18 protein-coding genes are annotated in these 17,180 nt (G+C 72.1%); 9 read left to right on the plus strand and 9 right to left on the minus strand.

Annotation, left to right across the window (positions count from 1 at the left end; all coding sequences use genetic code 11):
* Positions 1-23: 23 nt before the first annotated feature.
* Complete coding sequence (locus ABT122_RS20405) at positions 24-296, minus strand: DUF397 domain-containing protein (RefSeq protein WP_351553869.1); 273 nt, start codon at positions 294-296, stop codon at positions 24-26.
* Positions 278-1,111 carry a helix-turn-helix domain-containing protein gene (locus ABT122_RS20410; RefSeq protein WP_351553872.1) on the minus strand — a complete coding sequence of 278 codons (834 nt, stop codon included), beginning with the start codon at positions 1,109-1,111 and terminating at the stop codon, positions 278-280. Before ABT122_RS20410 ends, ABT122_RS20405 begins: the two co-directional genes overlap by 19 nt.
* A gap of 157 nt (positions 1,112-1,268) precedes the next feature.
* Between ABT122_RS20410 and ABT122_RS20415 the strand changes: the two genes are divergently transcribed.
* The 6 genes from ABT122_RS20415 to ABT122_RS20440 all read left to right on the plus strand — a co-directional run bounded on the left by ABT122_RS20415 (position 1,269) and on the right by ABT122_RS20440 (position 5,112).
* Positions 1,269-1,472, plus strand: coding sequence for a hypothetical protein (locus ABT122_RS20415; RefSeq protein ID WP_351553875.1), 204 nt, complete (start codon positions 1,269-1,271; stop codon positions 1,470-1,472).
* Positions 1,469-1,696, plus strand: a complete 228-nt coding sequence (locus tag ABT122_RS20420; RefSeq protein WP_351553925.1) for a hypothetical protein — start codon at positions 1,469-1,471, stop codon at positions 1,694-1,696. The genes ABT122_RS20415 and ABT122_RS20420 overlap by 4 nt, the downstream gene beginning before the upstream one ends.
* Before the next feature lie 254 nt (positions 1,697-1,950).
* Positions 1,951-2,913, plus strand: coding sequence for a prolyl aminopeptidase (pip, locus tag ABT122_RS20425; RefSeq protein ID WP_351553878.1), 963 nt, complete (start codon positions 1,951-1,953; stop codon positions 2,911-2,913).
* Positions 2,914-2,975: 62 nt separating this feature from the next.
* Positions 2,976-3,722 carry a DNA repair protein RecO gene (recO, locus tag ABT122_RS20430; RefSeq protein ID WP_351553881.1) on the plus strand — a complete coding sequence of 249 codons (747 nt, stop codon included), beginning with the start codon at positions 2,976-2,978 and terminating at the stop codon, positions 3,720-3,722.
* Positions 3,723-3,749: 27 nt separating this feature from the next.
* The gene (locus tag ABT122_RS20435) at positions 3,750-4,574 is read left to right on the plus strand and encodes an isoprenyl transferase (protein WP_351553884.1); all 825 of its coding nucleotides are present in this window, start codon (positions 3,750-3,752) and stop codon (positions 4,572-4,574) included.
* A complete protein-coding gene (locus ABT122_RS20440) occupies positions 4,567-5,112 on the plus strand; it encodes a YcxB family protein (protein ID WP_351553887.1) in 546 nt (181 codons plus the stop codon). The genes ABT122_RS20435 and ABT122_RS20440 overlap by 8 nt, the downstream gene beginning before the upstream one ends.
* 40 nt (positions 5,113-5,152) lie before the next feature.
* Here the strand turns inward: ABT122_RS20440 and ABT122_RS20445 are convergent, their stop codons facing one another.
* From ABT122_RS20445 to ABT122_RS20460, 4 genes are all read right to left on the minus strand, one after another.
* Positions 5,153-5,578: a Fur family transcriptional regulator gene (locus ABT122_RS20445; RefSeq protein WP_351553890.1), complete on the minus strand. Its 426-nt coding sequence runs from the start codon at positions 5,576-5,578 to the stop codon at positions 5,153-5,155.
* A gap of 58 nt (positions 5,579-5,636) precedes the next feature.
* Positions 5,637-6,551 (minus strand): metal ABC transporter permease, encoded by a 915-nt coding sequence (locus ABT122_RS20450; protein WP_351553893.1) that lies wholly within the window; start codon positions 6,549-6,551, stop codon positions 5,637-5,639.
* A gap of 1 nt (position 6,552) precedes the next feature.
* On the minus strand, positions 6,553-7,341 hold the full coding sequence (locus tag ABT122_RS20455) for a metal ABC transporter ATP-binding protein (protein ID WP_351553896.1): 789 nt from the start codon (positions 7,339-7,341) through the stop codon (positions 6,553-6,555).
* Positions 7,342-7,454: 113 nt separating this feature from the next.
* On the minus strand, positions 7,455-8,468 hold the full coding sequence (locus ABT122_RS20460; RefSeq protein WP_351553898.1) for a metal ABC transporter substrate-binding protein: 1,014 nt from the start codon (positions 8,466-8,468) through the stop codon (positions 7,455-7,457).
* Positions 8,469-8,690: 222 nt separating this feature from the next.
* Here ABT122_RS20460 and ABT122_RS20465 point away from each other — a divergent pair, with 222 nt between their 5' ends.
* Positions 8,691-10,076 (plus strand): glycine--tRNA ligase, encoded by a 1,386-nt coding sequence (locus tag ABT122_RS20465; protein WP_351553901.1) that lies wholly within the window; start codon positions 8,691-8,693, stop codon positions 10,074-10,076.
* Positions 10,077-10,308: 232 nt separating this feature from the next.
* Positions 10,309-10,491: a DUF6243 family protein gene (locus ABT122_RS20470; RefSeq protein WP_351553904.1), complete on the plus strand. Its 183-nt coding sequence runs from the start codon at positions 10,309-10,311 to the stop codon at positions 10,489-10,491.
* 176 nt (positions 10,492-10,667) lie between these two features.
* Here ABT122_RS20470 and ABT122_RS20475 read toward each other — a convergent pair whose 3' ends face one another.
* The 3 genes from ABT122_RS20475 to ABT122_RS20485 form a co-directional block, all read right to left on the minus strand.
* Positions 10,668-11,834 (minus strand): hypothetical protein, encoded by a 1,167-nt coding sequence (locus ABT122_RS20475; RefSeq protein ID WP_351553907.1) that lies wholly within the window; start codon positions 11,832-11,834, stop codon positions 10,668-10,670.
* Positions 11,831-12,580: a dioxygenase family protein gene (locus ABT122_RS20480; RefSeq protein WP_351553910.1), complete on the minus strand. Its 750-nt coding sequence runs from the start codon at positions 12,578-12,580 to the stop codon at positions 11,831-11,833. Before ABT122_RS20480 ends, ABT122_RS20475 begins: the two co-directional genes overlap by 4 nt.
* Before the next feature lie 157 nt (positions 12,581-12,737).
* Positions 12,738-15,887, minus strand: a complete 3,150-nt coding sequence (locus ABT122_RS20485) for a helix-turn-helix transcriptional regulator (RefSeq protein WP_351553913.1) — start codon at positions 15,885-15,887, stop codon at positions 12,738-12,740.
* A gap of 236 nt (positions 15,888-16,123) precedes the next feature.
* Between ABT122_RS20485 and ABT122_RS20490 the strand changes: the two genes are divergently transcribed.
* Complete coding sequence (locus ABT122_RS20490) at positions 16,124-17,041, plus strand: SCO4651 family lipoprotein (RefSeq protein ID WP_351553916.1); 918 nt, start codon at positions 16,124-16,126, stop codon at positions 17,039-17,041.
* Positions 17,042-17,180: the final 139 nt, after the last annotated feature.

The following is a 17,180-nucleotide window of genomic DNA, read 5'->3' on the forward strand; positions in this document are numbered from 1 at the left end:
CGGGCCCGTGTGGGTGGTGGTGGTCAGGCCCGCACGTGGGTGATGAAGCTCTGCCAGGCGGGGGCGGGGATGACGAGGACAGGGCCGGACGGGGTTTTGCTGTCGCGGACGGGGACGACTCCGGGGATGTCGTCGAGCACCTCGACGCAGTCGCCGTTGTTGGTGTCGCTGTACGTACTCTTGCGCCAGGGGGCCGCGCCGGGGAAGTCGTAACCGACCTCGACGCAGTTGCCGTTGTTTGCGTCGCTGAAGCTGCTCTTACGCCACTGAGCCGTGCTCAGGTCGTACTCGCGCATCGTCTGTGGTCCTCTGCTACCGACTCGATCAGGGCGAGGGACGCCTCCGGAGACAGAGCGGCGGCCCTGAGCAGATCGTATGCCCGCTGTGCGCGCTTCACCACAGCCGGATCGTCCAGCAGGTTCCCCGAATACACCGCCTCTGTATAGACCGTTGGCGGTGTGTCCTCGAACTCCATGAGCCGCACATTCATGCCCATGAGCGGGTAGGCCCCGGCGCTGAAGGGGATGACCTGTATCACCGCCTTGCGGCTGCCCATGAGGTCCGCGAGGTGGTCGAGCTGCCGGGCCATGGCCTCGGGTCCGCCCATCGGTACATGCAGTGCTCCCTCGTGCAGGATCGCCCAGTACTCGGGGTTGGACGGGCCCTGGAGCAGTTGTGCCCGTTCCATGCGCAGGGCTACCTTGGACTCGACCTCCTCCTCCGGTGCGAAGGGGTTGTCCGCGAGGACCAGTGCGCGGGTGTACTCGGCGGTCTGCATCAGGCCCGGCACCAAGCCCGGCTCCCACTCGGAGATGTGGGTTGCCAGCGCCTCCAGCTCCGCCGCTGCCGTGAAGTAACTCGCATGCGGCGAGCTGTCGATCAACTTCCTCCACAGCCGCTCGAAAAGACCTCCGGTTTGTAGTAAATCATCGAGCCGCATCGCCACATCCAGCTGCGGCTTCCTGATCGCCTGTTCGAACTGGCCGATGTATCCCCCGGATACAAACACCGCCATCCCCACCTCCGCCTGCGTCAGGCCCGCGTCCTCCCGGCGCCGTTTCAGCTCCGTACCGAAGAACTCCCACGCGGCCTGTTGTTGACCTTTGGCCATGGCGTAACTCCCTTCCGCAGCCGACGCGTTGTAGAGCGCCGGCCTCTGGCGAAGGTAGCGGCCCCGCTGTCACTGTCGCAATACGAAGTGTGAAATCGGCCCGGCCGGAAGAAGGTGTGCCATGTCAGGCAGGGAAATGCGCCACGCACGGGAATGCATGACCGACGCGGAAGACGCCGTGGCGGAATTGCGCGGCGCCCTGGAACGAAGCGGAATCACTCTCCCGTCCCTGTGCGTCGAAGCCTCGTCCTATGCCCGGGAGGCTCCCTGCCCCCTGGTTGAGCTGGGGCGGGCCTCCATCGATGTGGTGCGCAGGCTCACGTCCGCCCTGCGGAGGGACGAAAGCGGAGCCGACCGGTGAACGCGGTGTCCGCCGTGGCCATCGGCGCGTACGCCGTCGACACCCATACCGGCCGGGTGGGGGTGGTCATGGACACGGAAGGGCCTTATGTGCAGCTCAGGCCGCTCGGCGGCGGGCTGGAATGGGATTGCGAGCCGGAGGCCGTACGGATCGCCACTCCCACCGAAAGGATCAGCGCGGTGAACGCTTATGCGAATGCCCGCAGCCGGGGCGAGGTGCTCTGATCCCCCGATCAATCCACCGAGTTCTTCATATTGACGTACTCGTCGTGTGAGCAAGTGATCCGCGCCGAAAGGTGGACGGGTATTCCCCGGGAAGCGCCGGGCCATTCCGGCGTTCCCCGGGGGAGTCCACGGTCCGGAGAGGGTGATTCCCTCTCCGGAAATCCGCCTGCCCGGGTGCGTCCGGTCGGCCATGATGGGCCCATGACACCCGCCGGCACCACCGCCACCCCCAACACCCCTCCCCGGTACGCCTCATGACCGAGACGCACCCCCACATCGAGCCCCATCTCCAGGGCATGCTCGATGTCGGCGACGGCAACCACGTCTACTGGGAGGTCTGCGGCAACCCCGAGGGCAAGCCCGCGCTCGTCGTGCACGGCGGGCCCGGGTCCGGGTGCCGGGCCGGTATGCGGAGGCTGTTCGATCCGGCGAAGTACCGGATCGTCCTCTTCGACCAGCGCGGGTGCGGGCGCAGCACTCCGCACGCGAGCGACCCCGCCACCGATATGCGGCACAACACCACACCCCATCTGATCGCGGACATGGAGCGGCTGCGCGAGCGGCTCGGGATCGAGCGGTGGCTGCTCTACGGGGGGTCCTGGGGGTCGACCCTGATCCTGGCCTACGCCGAGACGCACCCCGGGCGGGTCTCGGAGATCGTCATCCCGGCCGTCACCACCACCCGGCGCTCCGAGACCGAGTGGCTCTACCGGGGCGCGGCGCGCTTCTTCCCCGAGGCGTGGGAACGCTTCCTCGCCGGGGCGCCCGGGACAGCGCGCGACGGGGACATCGTGGCCGCGTACGCCCGGCTGACCGAGCACCCCGACCCCGCCGTCCGGGCGAAGGCCACCGCCGACTGGTGCGACTGGGAGGACGCGGTCCTCCTCATCGAGCACCGGGGCGCCTCCGCCCCGTACGGCGATCGCGCCGACGCCGCCAGGCTCGCCTTCGTCCGGATCTGCGCCCACTACTTCTCCCATGGCGCCTGGCTGGAGGAGGGCGCGCTGATCCGCGACGCCGGGCGGCTCGCCGGCATCCCCGGGGTGCTGATCCACGGGCGGCTCGACATGGCGGGCCCGCCCGGCACCGCCTGGGAGCTGGCCCGGGCCTGGCCGGACGCCGAGCTGATCGTCGTCGAGGACGCCGGACACCTCGGTTCGGAGGCCACGCTCGACCACATCCTCCGGGCACTCGACCGGTTCGCCGGCGCCGGCTGAGTCCGTGGCCCCAGGGGCCCCTCCCGTGCGGAGGGCACTCGTCCGTACGGGACAATGGGGCCATGAGCCTGTTCCGTGACGACGGTGTCGTGCTGCGCACCCAGAAGCTGGGGGAGGCCGACCGCATCATCACCCTGCTCACGCGCGGGCACGGCCGCGTCCGGGCCGTCGCGCGCGGGGTGCGGCGGACCAAATCGAAGTTCGGGGCGCGGCTGGAGCCGTTCTCCCATGTCGATGTGCAGTTCTTCGCGCGCGGGGCCGAGCTGATCGGGCGCGGCCTCCCGCTCTGCACCCAGAGCGAGACCATCGCTCCGTACGGTGGCGGCATCGTCACCGACTACGCCCGCTACACCGCCGGCACCGCCATGCTGGAGACCGCCGAGCGGTTCACCGACCACGAGGGCGAGCCCGCCGTCCAGCAGTACCTGCTCCTCGTCGGCGCGCTGCGCACCCTCGCCCGGGGCGAGCACGCGCCCCACCTCGTCCTCGACGCCTTCCTGCTGCGCTCCCTCGCCGTCAACGGGTACGCGCCCAGCTTCGACGACTGCGCCAAGTGCGGCCTCGGGGGACCCAACCGCTTCTTCTCCGTCGCCGCCGGGGGCGTCATATGCGGTGACTGCCGGGTGCCGGGCAGTGTCGTACCGTCATCCGAGGCCATCACCCTGCTCAGCGCGCTGCTGACCGGCGACTGGCCCACGGCGGACGCCTGCGAGGCCCGCCATGTCAGAGAGGGCAGCGGACTGGTCTCCGCCTATCTGCACTGGCACATGGAGCGCGGCCTGCGCTCGCTCCGGTACGTCGAGAAGTGACCCCACAAGCGAGGAGAAGTGAGCCGCATGGCACGACGCGGAATTCTGGGCCGGTCCCGCCGCGAGTACAAGGTCCCCGAACCGCACCCCTCCGGCGAGCGCCCGCCGAAGATCCCCGGTGAGCTGGTCCCGCACCACATCGCCTGTGTCATGGACGGCAACGGCCGCTGGGCCAAGGGCCGGGGGCTGCCGCGCACCGAGGGGCACAAGGTCGGCGAGGGCGTCGTGCTCGATGTGCTCAAGGGCTGTCTGGAGATCGGTGTCAAGAACCTCTCCCTGTACGCCTTCTCCACCGAGAACTGGAAGCGCTCGCCCGACGAGGTGCGCTTCCTCATGAACTTCAACCGGGACGTCATCCGCCGCCGCCGCGACGAGATGAACGACCTCGGCATCCGCATCCGCTGGGTCGGCCGGATGCCCAAGATGTGGAAGTCGGTCGTCCAGGAGCTCCAGGTCGCCCAGGAGCAGACCGTCGGCAACGACGCCATGACGCTCTACTTCTGCGTCAACTACGGCGGCCGGGCCGAGATCGCCGACGCGGCACGGCGGATCGCGGAGGAGGTCGCGGCGGGCAGGCTCGACCCGTCGAAGGTCAATGAGAAGACCTTCCAGAAGCACATGTACTACCCCGACATGCCCGATGTGGACCTCTTCCTGCGGCCCAGCGGCGAGCAGCGCGTCTCCAACTATCTGATCTGGCAGAGCGCCTACGCCGAGATGGTCTACCAGGACGTGCTGTGGCCCGACTTCGACCGCCGCGACCTGTGGCGGGCCTGTCTGGAGTACGCCCAGCGCGACCGCCGCTTCGGCGGCGCGATCCCCAACGAGGTGCAGGGGCCGAACGGTGCCTGAGCTGCCGACGGCGGCCGGCCCGGAGACCGTGGAACTGCGCTACACGACGACCGTGCGGGACCTGGAGTCCGCGCTGCGGGTGCGGCTGGCGCGGACCCCGGCCGGGCGGCTGCAACTGGTCATCTGGTCGTCCGTCGCCGTCTTCGGCCTGGTCACCGCCTGGCTGCGGGCGGAGGCCGTGGGCAAGGTGCTCGACCCGTTCGCGGCCGGGCTGGTCGGCCTGAGCTGCTTTCTGCTGGTGATGACGGCGCTGAGCCCCCGGACACAGGCCCGGCAGGCGTACAGGCTGTTCCAGCGGTACGGGGAGCTGCGGGCCGTCGTCGACAGCGCCGGGGTGCACATCACCTCGCCCGACTTCTCGCAGTCCTTCGGCTGGAGCACGCTCGACCGCTACCGGGAGACCGAGGAGCACTTCGTCCTGCTGAGCCCCGACCGGACCTCCGCCGCGCTCGGTGTGCTGCCCAAGCGGGGTCTGGCGGAGCCCGCCGACGCGGACCGTCTGCGGGCTCTGCTGGACCGGTGCGTCCGGCGGGTGTGAGGCCCCCGGGGCCCCGAGGGGACCCCCGGGGCCCGGGGTCTCAGGCGCTGGCGCACTCCGCGCAGGTGCCGAAGATCTCCACGGTGTGGGCGACATTCACGAAGCCGTGCTGGGCCGCGACCGTCTCCGCCCACTGCTCCACCGCCGGGCCCTCCACTTCCACGGCCTTGCCGCAGATCCGGCACACCAGGTGGTGGTGGTGGTCGTCGGTGGAGCACCGGCGGTAGACCGACTCCCCCTCGCTGGTGCGCAGCACATCCACCTCGCCCGCGTCCGCGAGGGACTGGAGGGTGCGGTAGACCGTGGTCAGCCCCACCGAGTCGCCCCGGTGCTTGAGCATGTCGTGCAGCTCCTGTGCGCTGCGGAACTCGTCCACCTCGTCCAGCGCCGCCGCGACCGCGGCACGCTGCCGGGTCGACCGGCCTCGTACAGGGGCGGTGTTTCCGCCGCTTGGCGCCGTCACCACAGGTGCCTCCTCGCTTCGCCCCGTCATGCTGTCGGGGCCAATTCTGCCAGGCCCGGCGTCAGACCCTGACGTCGTCGCCCGAGCGGCGCGCGCCCGGGGCCCCGGCGGGGCAGCCCGGCTCCCCGCCGTCGGGGCCGGAGGCCGGCGCCTCGGAGCGCCGCGCGCGGCGCCGGGCGAGCGGGGTGGCCAGCGCGGTCAGCGCGATGAAGACACCGATGGCGAGCAGCACGATCGTCGCGCCCGGGGGCACGTCCTGGTAGTACGAGGTGGTGGTGCCCGCCAGGGTCACGGCCACGCCGATCGCCACCGACACCACGAAGGTCGCCCGGAAGGACCGGGTCAGCTGCTGGGCCGCCGCCACCGGGACCACCATCAGCGCGCTCACCAGCAGCAGCCCCACCACCCGCATCGCGACCGAGACGGTGACCGCCGCCGTGACCGCGATCAGCAGATTCAGCGCCCGCACCGGCAGTCCGGTGACCCGGGCGAACTCCTCGTCCTGGCTGACCGCGAAGAGCTGCCGGCGCAGCCCCACCGAGACCAGCACCACGAAGGCGGCGAGCGCCCCGATGGCGATGAGATCGCTGTCGGAGACCGTGGAGAGCGAGCCGAAGAGGAAGGAGCCGAGATCGCCGGTGGAGCCGGTGTCCGAGACATTGATCAGCAGCACACCGCCGGCCATGCCGCCGTAGAAGAGCATCGCCAGCGCGATGTCGCCGCGCGTGCGCCCGTACGCCCTGATCAGCTCCATGGTCACCGCGCCGACGACGGAGACGAGGGTCGCCATCCAGATCGGGTTGGTGGAGAGCAGAAAGCCGAGACCGACACCGGTCATCGCGACATGGCCGATGCCGTCGCCCATCAGCGCCTGCCGGCGCTGCACCAGATAGATGCCGATGGCGGGTGCGGTGATGCCGACCAGCAGGGCCGCGATCAGCGCCCGCTGCATGAAGGCGGTCTCAAGGATTTCCATGTCAGGTCAGCAGTCCCGTGCGGAGCGGCTCACCGGCCGCGTGCGGATGTACATGGTCGTGGCCGGGCAGCGCGTGCTGGCCGACGGCCTCCGGCGGCGGCCCGTCGTGGACCACGCAGCCGTCGCGCAGCACCACCGCGCGATCGATCAGCGGCTCGATCGCGCCCAGCTCGTGGAGGACGAGCAGCACCGTCGTACCGGCCGCGACCTGGTCACGGAGCGTTTCGGCCAGGATGCCCTGGCTGGCCAGGTCCACCCCGGCCATCGGCTCGTCCATGATCAGCAGTTCGGGTTCGGAGGCCAGCGCGCGGGCGATCAGCACCCGCTGGTGCTGGCCGCCGGAGAGCGCGCCCACGGAGTCCTTCGCGCGGTCGGCGAGGCCCACCAGCCCGATGGCGCGGTCCACGGCCGCCCGGTCCGCGCGCCCGGGCAGCCCCAGCCGGGTCCGGGAGAGCCGGCCCGATGAGACGACCTCGCGCACGGTCGCGGGGACCCCGCTGGCGGCGGTGGTGCGCTGCGGGACATAGCCGACCCGCGACCACTGGCGGAAGCGGCGCAGCTCGGTGCCGAACAGCTCGATGCCGCCGCCGGTGAGGGGGATCTGGCCGATCACGGAGCGTACGGCCGTGGACTTGCCGGAGCCGTTGGCGCCCAGCAGGGCGACCACCTCGCCGCGCCGCACGGTCAGATCGATGCCGCGCAGCACCGGGCGCGAGCCCAGCGTGGCGCGGGCGCCGCGCACCGCTATGACAGGGGCCGTCTCGGGCCGCGCTATGGCGGGCTCGCTCATCGTGGACTCCGTTCGGCTGGTGTCGTGCGGCTGATGCGGCTGATGCGATGGCCGGGGCTCGTGCGGCTTGTGCGGCTCGTGCCGCTCGTGCGACTCGTCAGGGTTCATGCTGCTCACGCGGCGCCCAGGGCCTTCTTCAGGGCCGTGAGATTGGACTCCATCACCTCGATGTAGTCGTCGCCCCTGGACTTGTCCGTGATCCCCTCCAGGGGGTCGAGGACATCGGTCCTCAGCCCGGTGTCGGCGGCGAGGGTCTTCGCGGCCCGGTCGCTGGCGAGGCTGTCGAAGAAGACCGTGGTGACCTTCTCCTTCTCCGCGATGGACTGGAGCTCCTTGATCCGGGCGGGGCTCGGCTCGGCGTCGGGGCTGATGCCGGTGATGCCCTCCTGGTCGAGGCCGTACCGCTCGGCGAGGTAGCCGAAGGAGGTGTGGGTGGTGATGAAGGTCTTCCCGGCCGCCTTGCCCAGGCCCCGCTGGTACGCGGTGTCCAGCGCGGTCAGCTCGCCGACCAGGGTGTCCGCGTTCTTCTCGTACGCCTTGGCGTTGGCCGGGTCGGCCTTGGCGAGGGCCTTGCCGACCCCCTTGGCGACCTCGGCGTACTTCACCGGGTCGAGCCAGATGTGGGGGTCGCCGCCGGCCTCGGTGCTGTGATCGTGGCCCTCGTGGCTCCCGTGGTCCTGGTGGCCCTCCTCCTCGCCGCCGTGGGCGTGGTCGTGGCCCTCCTCGCCCTCGTGGGCGTGGTCGCTCCCGTGGGTCTCCAGCGCGGTGAGGGTCGCGGCGTCGGTGCGGTGCTTCACACCGGACTGCTCGATGGCCTTGTCCACGGCGGGCTGGAGGCCCTTGAGGTAGAGGATGTAGCCGGATTCGCCCAGCTCGGCGGTCTGCCGGGGCTTCAGTTCGAGATCGTGCGGCTCGACACCCGGCTTGGTCAGGGTGGAGACCGAGACATGATCGCCGCCGACCCGCTCGGCGAGGAACTGCATGGGGTAGAACGACGCCGTCACCTTGAGCTTCCCGTCCTCCTTGCCGTCTCCGGAGTCCGTGGAGGCGCAGGCGGAGACCGCCGTCAGGCCGAGGGCGAGGGCTCCGGCGGTGGCGGTGGTGCGTATGAGGCGGCGTACGTTCATGACAGTCATTTTCAACAAAAGTGGAAACGATTGTCAACAAAGTCGGTCCGGAGATGGTTCACGCTCGGTCGGAGGGTGATCGGGGGCCCGTGCGGACGGGCTCCGGGGGCGGGCCGCGCGTCCCGATTCCGGTTCACCTGCCAACCGATTTGATCCCAGGGGTGCGCACGCCGGTAATCTGAGCGTTCGCCGTCCGTCGTCGTCATCTATGAAGAGAGCACCGTGGCCGCCGACAAGATCGACACCATCGTCAGCCTCAGCAAGCGCCGTGGCTTTGTTTACCCGTGCAGTGAGATCTACGGCGGTCAGCGCGCCGCCTGGGACTACGGACCGCTGGGCGTCGAGCTGAAGGAGAACCTCAAGCGCCAGTGGTGGCGCTACATGGTCACCTCCCGCGAGGACGTCGTCGGCATCGACTCGTCGGTGATCCTGGCCAGCGAGGTCTGGGAGGCCTCCGGTCACGTCGCGACCTTCTCCGACCCGCTCACCGAGTGCACCTCCTGTCACAAGCGCTACCGCGCCGACCACCTCATCGAGGCGTACGAGGAGAAGCACAACGGCCGCGGCCCCGAGAACGGCCTCGCCGACCTCAACTGCCCCAACTGCGGCAACAAGGGCACCTTCACGGACCCGAAGCAGTTCTCCGGCCTGCTCTCCACCCACCTCGGCCCCACCCAGGACTCCGGCTCGGTCGCCTATCTGCGCCCCGAGACCGCCCAGGGCATCTTCACCAACTTCGGCCAGGTGCAGCAGACCTCGCGCAAGAAGCCGCCGTTCGGCATCGCCCAGATGGGCAAGTCGTTCCGCAACGAGATCACGCCTGGCAACTTCATCTTCCGCACCCGTGAGTTCGAGCAGATGGAGATGGAATTCTTCGTCAAGCCGGGCGAGGACGAGGAGTGGCAGGAGTACTGGATGGAGCAGCGCTGGAACTGGTACCGCGACCTCGGTATGCGCGAGGAGAACATGCGGTGGTTCGAGCACCCGAAGGAGAAGCTCTCCCACTACTCCAAGCGCACCGCCGACATCGAGTACCGCTTCCAGTTCGGCGGCAACGAGTGGGGTGAGCTGGAGGGCGTCGCCAACCGCACGGACTACGACCTCTCCGCGCACTCCAAGGCGTCCGGCCACGACCTGTCGTACTTCGACCAGGAGGCCGGCGAGCGCTGGACGCCGTACGTCATCGAGCCCGCGGCCGGTGTCGGGCGCGCGATGCTGGCGTTCCTGCTCGACGCGTACAACGAGGACGAGGCGCCGAACGCCAAGGGCGTCATGGAGAAGCGCACCGTGATGCGGCTCGACCCGCGCCTGGCGCCGGTGAAGGTGGCCGTGCTGCCGCTCTCGCGGAACCCGCAGCTCTCCCCGAAGGCGAAGGGGCTCGCGGCGGACCTGCGCAAGAACTGGAACATCGAGTTCGACGACGCCGGCGCGATCGGGCGCCGCTACCGCCGCCAGGACGAGATCGGTACGCCGTTCTGCGTGACGGTCGACTTCGACACCCTCGACGACAACGCGGTGACCGTGCGTGAGCGCGACACCATGACGCAGGAGCGGGTCTCGCTGGACCAGATCCAGGCGTACCTGGGCGCGCGGCTGCTCGGCTGCTGATCGCGCGCACCCGGGTTCTGAAGGACCCCCGGACCTGGACGGTCCGGGGGTCCTTCCGGTGTTCGGGGGGTGTGCCGGGGGGAAATTCGGGTGCGGGTGGGTTCGGTGGGGCTGTAATGTCACCCGCATGTCTTCTTCGTTCTTCCAGATCTACGAGTGAGAGAGCGGCGGCCCGTCCCCGTCCTCATCTGACGATTCCTCAGTCACTTCTCACCACGAATGGGAGAACCCCATGGCCAAGAGCCGCAATAATCTCCTCGGCGTAGGCGGACAGCGCAAGAAGCTGTCGCGTGCCGAACAGCAGGGGCAGGGTCCGACGCCGGAGGCGAACCGGAAGGTTGCCGCGGATCAGAAGGCGGAGCTGCTGCGGAAGATGCGGGAGCGCGCGCAGGAGTCGCAGGACTCGGCGAGCTGATTCACCGGTAGTGCTTTCAGGGGCCCGGCCCGTGCTCACCCCACGGGCCGGGCCCCTGCTTTTCCCCCTGCCCCGGCCCGGGCGCCGCCCGGGGGGCTGAGAGACGCAGCCTGTCTGGGGGCACCTCCCAGAGGAAGCTCTGGGGGAGGTTGAGGACCAAGGGCGGGGCGGGAGGGTTATCCGGTGAGGCGGGTGGCCGCGGGGGTGAGGTCGGCTCGGTTGGAGAGGCCGACCGTCCAGAGCGTGTCCGCACCCGGCACCGCGGCGAAGCCGCGGATCACCACGCCCGGATCAGCCCCCCGCTCCCACCTCCGCTCCCCCTCATCCCACCGGAGCACCACCGACACCGCCCCCTTGCCCCCCGCCGCCCACACCGTCCCGTCCGCGTCCCGGCTCACCGCCCGCAACCTCCCGTCCGCGATCCGCGGAGCGGGCACCGCCACCCAGCCCCGGCCGTTCCAACGGGCCGTGAACGGCCGCTCCGAACCATCCGGGGCCACCCTCCCGCCGACCGCCCACACCGTCCCGTCCGGACCCGCCGCGCTGATCCCGCCGAACCAGCGGTGCTCGCCCACCGGCGCCGCCGGAGCCTCCACCCGCTTCCAGGCACGGCCGTCCCAGTGCAGCGCCAGCGCGCTCTGCGCCCCGCTCCCGTCCGCGAAGGACGTGCCCACGGCCCACACGTCGTCCGGGGCGATGACCGTGATCGCGGTCAGCTCTCCCGTACCCACATCGGGCAGCGCGTGCCGCTCCCACCCCGAGCCGTTCCACGACTGGACCGAGGGCACCCCGTTCTTGACCGAGCCCGGCACCGCCCGCCCGGCCATCCACACCGCGCCGTCGGGGCCCGTCGCCAGGGCCTCCGGGACCACCCGGCCGCCGCCCGGCTCGGCGGCCGGGGCGTGGGAGGTCCAGGAGGCGCCGTTCCAGTGGGCCGTACCGGAACCGGCCGCCCAGATGTCGTCCGGGGACCGTACCGCCAGGGTCTGGGGCCAGGAGCCGGCGGGCAGCCGGGACTCCTCCGTCCAGGACCTGCCGTCCCAGCGCAGGGCCACCGGCTGCCCGACGGAGTTGCCGATCAGCCGGTAGCCGACGGCCCACACCCGCTCCGAGTCGAGCGCGGCCACCGCGGTCAGATCCCCCCTTCCCACCGGTACGTCGGTCCGCTGCCACCGTCCGTCCGCCGCCGAGAACGCGGGCTCGGCGGCCGGCACCGGGGCGGCGCCCCGGCGTTCCGGCGAACCGTCCCTGGCGCTCTCCGAGGCGATCACCCCGCTGGTCGCGATGAGCCCCGCGGTGAGCGCCGCGGCCAGGACGGGCCAGCGCGGATGCGTCCTCCTCATCGCTGCTGCCCCCTCGCCGCGGCGGTCTTGACGACGAAGTCGAACGCACCGCGGTAGGCGCCGCCCGCCGGACCCGTCAGGGCGATGGTGCAGGCCCGGTTGATGAGCTGGTCGGAGGCGTTGAGCACGGCGAAGTCCCTTCCGTACGCCAGGGTGTTGTCCGGGAAGTACAGCTGGGTGATCAGCGCGGGGCCGCCCGGAGCCTGGATGCGCGTATGGATATGGGGCGCCCGGGTGCCCCAGCGGCCCGCGTAGTCGCGGGGGACGATGGTACGGAGGGTGAAGGCGCCCCTCCCGGTGCTGAACTGGTGGCCGCGCAGCGAGAACCCGGTGGTGTCGTAGTCGCCGTTCTGGTCGCACTGCCAGAACTCGATGAGCGCGCCGGGAATCGCGCGGCAGGCCGTGTCGTACACGGTTCCGGTCAGCTCCAGCCGTACACCCCGGGTGCCGGGGGTGCGCAGATCGGTGCGCTCGGGGGAGTGCGGCTTGAAGAGCGGGCCCTCCACCGCCGCCGGGGTCTCATGACCGTCGCAGGCGGGGGTGAGGGGCGCCGGGCGCCCGGCGCGGCGGGCCTCCTCCACGGGGGAGCGGGGGGCGGCCGGGGTGGCCGCCGCACCGGCCGCGCCGAGGGCGGCAGCGGTCATCACCGTGACCGAACCGGCCCGGATGAAGGATCGTCTGGAGTCCGGCGGCGGTGGTTCGGCGTCACTGCCGGGCCCGCCGTTCGCTGGGTGCTCAAGGCGCATGTGCGCGATCTCCTCGGGTCTCGGGGCAGGACACCCCCGGAACTCGGGCGGGGCGCCCCGGAAGTGCCCTGCGCGGCCAGCCTGACGGCCGGGGCGCGGGAGCGGATCGGCCGGATGACCGGTGGGACGGACGCGTACGCGCACGCGTACGGACGCGTTACGAAACTCCGCCCGGCTTCCGTGGGCCGGAGCCGGAGCCGGAGCCGGAGCCGGGACCGGGACCGGGACTGGGACTGGAACCGGGACTGGAACCGGGACTGGAACCGGGACTGGGACTGGAACCGGGACCGGGACTGGGCCCGGGACCGGGACTGGGGCCGGGGCCTTGCGTGGGGCGGGGCCTGGTCCGGTCCACCCAGAGCGCGATCTGGGTGCGGGAGCGCAGGCCGAGCTTGTCCCGCACATGGTCGAGATGGGTGGCGACGGTACTCGCCGATACCCCCAGCCGCCCGGCGACCTCCCGGTTGGTCAGCCCCTCGGCGACCAGACCGGCGACGGTGTACTCGCGGGCGGTGAGCGGGGTGAGGGCGACCCCCGGGCGCGGGCCGGACGGTGGTGGCCGGACCGCCTCCGGCCAGGGGGCGCCGGGGGCCGCGCCGTGCCCGCCGGGTTCCTGCCCCTGGCCGGTCGCCGGTCCGGTCGCCGGCCCGGTTGCCGGCCCGGGCGCCGGTCCGGGCGCTGGTCCTCTGGCCGGTCCGGGCGCCGGTCCTCTCGCCGGTCCTCTCGCCGGTCCTCTCGCCGGTCCGGGCGCCGGTCCGGGCGCCGGGTCCGGTGCCGTCGCTTCCGGGGGCCTCCCGGTCGCCGGGGAGCGGGTGTCCCGCGCCGGCCGGGACGCGGCCCCCGGCTCACCGCCGCTCTCCGGATTCGCGCCGCCCGGCCCGCGCCCGGGGCGCCGGGAGCCCGGCGCACGGGACACGGCGCCCGGCTCGCCCGCGCCGCCCGGCCGGGTGCCCGCGGCCCGGCTCCGGGGGCGCGGCCGGCCAGGGCCGTCGTCGGGGCCCCGGGCGCCGGGGGCCGGCCCGGAGAGCCCCGGGCCGCGCCGGGGCGGGTCCGGCTCCCCCGGGACGCGCCCCGCCCTCCCGGACCCCGCCACCGGCCGCACCTCCAGCGCGTACGCCACCAACTGGGCCCAGTCCAGCCTGCGCCCCGCCGAACTGGCGCTGTCCCGGGCGGAGGGCGGCAGCGCGCCGGCCGCCGTGGCCATCGCCCCCTCGATCCGGTGCCGCCAGGCGGCCTCCGGCTCGGTGTCCAGCCGGGCGCGGGCCTTCGCCGCCGCCGCGAAGAGCCGCAGCGAGCGCTTCATCGCCCCCTGCCGCGCCGCGACGACCGCCAGACCCTCCAGCGGATACAGCGCGTGGAAACTCATCCCCGGCACCAGCCGCAGCGCCCGCGCGAACAGTTCCCCCGCCGACGCGTCGTCGTCCAGGGCCAGCCGTACGGCACCGGCGGTGTGCAGCGCGGCGACCGTGCTGCGCCAGACGGGGTGGTCGCGCAGCACCGGCAGACAGTGCCGCATCAGCGCGTCCGCCTCGGCCGCCGCGCCGGTGTGCAGCAGCGCCCAGGCCAGATGGTGGCGGCAGGACGCCTCGTCGAGGGGGCGGCCGAGAGGGGTGACCACGGCGAGGCACTCGGCGAAGTCGTCGACGGCGGCGGCGAAGTCCTGCCGGTTGAGCAGGGCGCCCGCGCGGGCGTTCAGCGCGTCGGCGAGCCCCGCGGGGTTCCCCCGGCGCCGCTCGGCCGCCACCGCGAGCCCGGCGAGACGGAGGGCGGCGACCGTGTCCGCCTGGTGGCTGGCGGCCCGGGACGCGAGGGCGTACGCCTCACCCTCGTACGGCGTGTCCCGCACGGGCAGCCGGTCCAGCAGGGCCCGGGCGGCGCTGGGGCGCTCCTCGCTGAAGTGGAGCCGGGCCAGGGCGATCGTGAGCCGGGGGTGCGCGCCCCGCCCCCGGGACGCGCAGTGGTCGACGGCCGCCGCGAGATTCTCCCGCTCCCGGCTCCGCACCCCCTGCGCGAAGTCCGGGAAGACCTGGCCGGGCGCCGGCTCGGCCAGCGCGGTGAGCCGGGCCACCGCCCGCTCCCAGGTGCGCTCCAGCTCCCCGGAGTCGGCGAGCCGGGCCAGGGCGTACGCCCGGATCGCGCCCAACTGCCGGAACCGGGCCCGGTCCGGGTCGCCGGACTGGCGGACCAGCAGCGACTTGTCCTCCAGCGCGCACAGCGTCCGCAGCACCTCGGGGGCCGGGTCGGCGGGGTCCACACAGACGGCGGCGGCGGCCTCGGCGTCGAAGCCGCCGGCCAGCACGGAGAGCCTGCGGAAGACCGCCTGCTCCCGCGCGTCGAGCAGCCGATGGCTCCAGTCGATCACCGCCGACAGCTCGCGATGGCGCCCCGGGCCGGTTCTGCTGCCGTCGGTGAGCAGGCTGAGCTGGTCGTCGAGACCGGCGAGTATCCCGCCGGGCGGGAGCGCCCCGATCCGCCGGGCCGCCAGCTCGATCGCGAGCGGCATCCCGTCGAGCCGCCGGCAGATCTCGCCGACCGTGGCGGCGTTGGCGCCGGTCAGCGCGAAGCCGGGCAGCCGGTCGGCGGCGCGCTCCACGAAGAGGCGGACCGCGTCCGGTACGGGGTCGGTGCCGGTGGCGGTCAGGGACAGCTCGCCGACGCGCAGCACCACCTCGCCGGGGACCCGCAGCACCTCCCGGCTGGTCGCGACGATCCGCAGCCGGGGGCAGCGGCCGAGCAGCTCTCCGGCCAGCTGTGCGCACTCCTCGGCCAGATGCTCGCAGTTGTCGAGGACGAGCAGCGCCGGGTGGTCGCCGAGGGCATGGGCGAGCAGATCGATTCCGCTGCGCCGGCCGCGCTCCCCGGCGCCGAGGGCGGCGGCGACGGCGCCCAGCAGCTCGTCCCCGGTGCGGACCGAGTCCAGCCGGGCCAGCCGGGTGCCGCGGCGCAGCCGACGGGCGAATTCGAGGGCGAGCCGGGTCTTTCCCGCGCCGCCGGGGCCGGTGAGGGTCAGCAGCCGGGAGGTGCGCAGGAGCGTCCGCAGCCGGGCCAGCTCGCGGCGGCGGCCGACGAACGAGTCGAGCGGGCGGGCCGGCTCGCTGCCGGGGAGGGGGCGGCCGGCGCCGCCGGGGCCGGTGGCCGGTCCGGTCGGGGTGCCGGTGGCGGTGCCTGTGGCGGGGGAGATGGCGGCGCGTCTGCGGAAGGCGCGCTGGCGGCAGGCTCCCGAACAGTAACTCGCCGGTCTGCCAACGCGGTTGGCCTGCCTGGGTATCCCGCTCCCGCACACCGCGCACGCTCCGCTGGGGCTCATCTGCCGCATCCTGACGGAAGGAGCGGAGGAGGTCCACCCGGCGTGGCGAAAGGCGGACAGGGCGGGTGGACGGCGCTCTGCCCGGCCGGGGCCGCACCGGCGGTTCGGTGCTCGCGGTGTTCCCGGTGTTCTCGCTGTTCTCGGTGTTCGTAACACCCTTGTGCGCATCCGGTGCTGGAACGGAGCGTTGTCAGTGCCCGGCGTTAGCGTGGAAGCACACGACGAGGGGACGGAAAATGAAGGCGAAGACCATCCGGTGCCTGGCTGTTTCGGCAGCGGTGGCCGCGGCTCTGACATCGGTTGCCGCCTGCGGCGGTTCGGACGGCGAGGGCAGCGGCAAGAAGTCCGACGGCCTGGAGAACGGCGGCCTGCTGAAGGCCGACCCGATAGCCGCGCTGCGGGACGTCCAGGCGAAGACCGGCGGTGCCGACTCGGCGAAGATCGAGGGCACCACGGTCATGGGCGAGATGATGTCGATGAAGCAGGCCGGGGCCATTGACTGGTCCGACGGCCTCAGCGGCACCATGGACATCACCTACACCGGTGGCACCATGGCCGAGACCATGAAGCAGTCCGGTGTCACCGGCCCCATGGAGACCCGCTACTTCAAGGACGGGTACGTCGTGAACATGGGCGAGACCGTCGCCCGCCAGATGAACGGCAAGCCCTGGATCAGCTACACCTACGACGACCTCGCGGCGATGGCCGGCCCGTCCGGCAGCGTGCTCAAGGACCAGCTCCAGAACAGCACCCCGCAGCAGGCGGTCAAGGCCCTGCTGGCCTCGGGTGATGTGAAGAAGGCCGGTGAGGAGTCGGTGCGCGGCGTCTCCGCCACCCGGTACTCGGGCACGATCGACGTGGCCGAGCTGAGCACCGCCAACAGCGAGCTGGGCGCCAAGGAACTGGAGACGTTCAAGAAGCAGCTCGCCACCGCCGGGATCACCACGCAGAAGGTCGACATCTGGGTCGACAAGGAGAATCTGCTGGTGAAGAAGGTGGAGAGCGGGAAGATGAAGACCGGCTCGTTCAACTCCACCGTCTTCTACAGCGACTACGGCACCAAGGTCTCGGCGGAGAGGCCCCCGGCCTCGGAGACGGTCGAGTTCAAGGAGCTGATGAAGCAGGGCGGCTCCTCCCCGGCCGCCTCCTCCTGACCGGGGCGCCCTCTCCTGGGCCGTCTCTTTCGGATCGTGCCAGGGCTCGCGAGCCCTGGCACCGCGCCTCGCCGCGTTGTCGTCGGTCGCCGGCGCTCCGCGTGGGCTCCCTCCTCCGCCTCGCGATCCACGGCACCGG

Source organism: Streptomyces sp. NPDC001985, assembly GCF_040296845.1.
Taxonomy (GTDB): Bacteria; Actinomycetota; Actinomycetes; order Streptomycetales; family Streptomycetaceae; genus Streptomyces.

Excerpts from the sequence above, each read along its gene's own strand:
- pip (WP_351553878.1), top strand. The coding sequence starts at position 1,951 with ATGACCGAGACGCACCCCCACATCGAGCCCCATCTCCAGGGCATGCTC.
- ABT122_RS20475 (WP_351553907.1), bottom strand. The coding sequence starts at position 11,834 with ATGAGGAGGACGCATCCGCGCTGGCCCGTCCTGGCCGCGGCGCTCACC.
- ABT122_RS20415 (WP_351553875.1), top strand. The coding sequence starts at position 1,269 with ATGACCGACGCGGAAGACGCCGTGGCGGAATTGCGCGGCGCCCTGGAA.
- ABT122_RS20470 (WP_351553904.1), top strand. The coding sequence starts at position 10,309 with ATGGCCAAGAGCCGCAATAATCTCCTCGGCGTAGGCGGACAGCGCAAG.
- ABT122_RS20435 (WP_351553884.1), top strand. The coding sequence starts at position 3,750 with ATGGCACGACGCGGAATTCTGGGCCGGTCCCGCCGCGAGTACAAGGTC.
- ABT122_RS20405 (WP_351553869.1), bottom strand. The coding sequence starts at position 296 with ATGCGCGAGTACGACCTGAGCACGGCTCAGTGGCGTAAGAGCAGCTTC.
- ABT122_RS20490 (WP_351553916.1), top strand. The coding sequence starts at position 16,124 with ATGAAGGCGAAGACCATCCGGTGCCTGGCTGTTTCGGCAGCGGTGGCC.
- ABT122_RS20460 (WP_351553898.1), bottom strand. The coding sequence starts at position 8,468 with ATGAACGTACGCCGCCTCATACGCACCACCGCCACCGCCGGAGCCCTC.
- recO (WP_351553881.1), top strand. The coding sequence starts at position 2,976 with ATGAGCCTGTTCCGTGACGACGGTGTCGTGCTGCGCACCCAGAAGCTG.
- ABT122_RS20480 (WP_351553910.1), bottom strand. The coding sequence starts at position 12,580 with ATGCGCCTTGAGCACCCAGCGAACGGCGGGCCCGGCAGTGACGCCGAA.
- ABT122_RS20450 (WP_351553893.1), bottom strand. The coding sequence starts at position 6,551 with ATGGAAATCCTTGAGACCGCCTTCATGCAGCGGGCGCTGATCGCGGCC.
- ABT122_RS20485 (WP_351553913.1), bottom strand. The coding sequence starts at position 15,887 with ATGAGCCCCAGCGGAGCGTGCGCGGTGTGCGGGAGCGGGATACCCAGG.
- ABT122_RS20410 (WP_351553872.1), bottom strand. The coding sequence starts at position 1,111 with ATGGCCAAAGGTCAACAACAGGCCGCGTGGGAGTTCTTCGGTACGGAG.
- ABT122_RS20455 (WP_351553896.1), bottom strand. The coding sequence starts at position 7,341 with ATGAGCGAGCCCGCCATAGCGCGGCCCGAGACGGCCCCTGTCATAGCG.